We start from the raw sequence: 1306 nt of genomic DNA, 5'->3' as shown, positions 1-1306 counted from the left end.
GCCGAGCCGGACACAGTTGAGGCTGTGCCTTGTGAATAGTACATAGTGGGGTTCCTGAGAGGTTGGTTATTATGTTAGAAATGGCTAGCCTTCAATGGCGGTTAGGTCAACGATAAAGCCTTCCATTAAAGGGGGTGGGCCACTCCATGTTCCCGGATCTGTTATTCCTCCACCTCGGTAGGCAAATTCAAATGAATATACGATTTCAATTCTGCCGCGACTGTATCTGGGTTTGAATGATTCTGCATAAACATCATATACCCATTCATCATCGTAGTACGGCGGCCCGCCCTGAATAAATTGTTTGTTTTTGTAGTAATGCCTGGACTGGTCTTTGATTATCATGTAACCATAGTGCCGTTCTAATCCCCCCGCATGAACAAACGGGGTATTTTTATTATTTGGGATATCAACATAAAACGGTTTCACAAATGACAAGAGTTTCATAGCGGAAGAAAACATCAGTTTGCCTTTCTCGCTATAAACCTCCAGTCCACTGTTGCCATAGATACTCAATTCCGATATCGGGGCAAAAAAATATTTACCGCCCACCCCGTAAACCTCAGCAAAATTATAGTATCCCGGCTGTCGGTTGTTCTCCCCGTCCGCCGCTTTTTTCAGAAATCCCAGCGCCGGAGATTTATCCGAAATCTGGACAAATCCATTATCGGTATAAAATTCAATGCCAGACATATTATATCGCCCAAATAGTTACACGGTTTTCCATCTCATCCCATCCGCTACTTTGACCGCCACCCCACCCCTTCTGTTCCCAGCGGGGGGTATCGTAATCCACGTAATAATTAAACGCGCTGCCGGAGACGCTAAATCGGGTGAACTCATTGCTGATTCTGGTTGTACTGACCCCTTGTCTATTCCGCATATACAAAAAAAATCGGGCAGTCACGTTGCCACCCTCGCTTAAGGGTGGCAGATACAGGCTTCCCTCTTTTTTAAGGGGAATGGTATGTGTCCCCAGAAAGCGCGGAATGATGTTATTGGTGGTGATAATTAACCGGCCTTTTTCATCATAAATCTCGAGTCCCATGCCCATTACCAGAACCCCATTCTGATCCGCAGTCTGCCATTATTATCAAAGAGCTGCTTTAGGTTATTGGTTTCTACCCAGTAACCGCCGTTCCCCTGACCGTAGCTGGTCATTTCACCGGTTCGCATATTTAACCTAAATCCGGTTCGCCGGTTCGGGTCAAAGTTGGTCGACTGGAGGGTGTCGGCAATCTTCGCGCTGGTAATCGTGGCATCAGCAACGAACAGGCTGTTAATGAAAACCTGACCATTCTTAATC

General features: G+C 46.2%; 3 protein-coding genes. All 3 read right to left on the bottom strand.

What is annotated here, in order from left to right; all coding sequences use genetic code 11:
- Positions 1–84 precede the first annotated feature (84 nt).
- Positions 85–693 (bottom strand): hypothetical protein, encoded by a 609-nt coding sequence (locus ABLA76_RS16390; RefSeq protein WP_348988738.1) that lies wholly within the window; start codon positions 691–693, stop codon positions 85–87.
- 1 nt (position 694) lies between these two features.
- Entirely contained in the window at positions 695–1048 is a 354-nt protein-coding gene (locus ABLA76_RS16385; RefSeq protein ID WP_348988737.1) for a hypothetical protein, read from the bottom strand.
- 5 nt (positions 1049–1053) lie between these two features.
- On the bottom strand, positions 1054–1306 hold a 253-nt coding region (locus tag ABLA76_RS16380; RefSeq protein ID WP_348988736.1), incomplete at its 5' end, for a hypothetical protein.

It is taken from the genome of Xenorhabdus sp. SGI240 (assembly GCF_040081915.1).
Lineage (GTDB): Bacteria > Pseudomonadota > Gammaproteobacteria > Enterobacterales > Enterobacteriaceae > Xenorhabdus > Xenorhabdus bakwenae.
Note: the sequence above shows the minus strand (reverse complement) of the source record. Positions and strands in the feature narration are given on the sequence as shown.

Coding starts and splice junctions, on each gene's coding strand:
- ABLA76_RS16390 (WP_348988738.1), bottom strand. CDS start 693: ATGTCTGGCATTGAATTTTATACCGATAATGGATTTGTCCAGATTTCG.
- ABLA76_RS16385 (WP_348988737.1), bottom strand. CDS start 1,048: ATGGGACTCGAGATTTATGATGAAAAAGGCCGGTTAATTATCACCACC.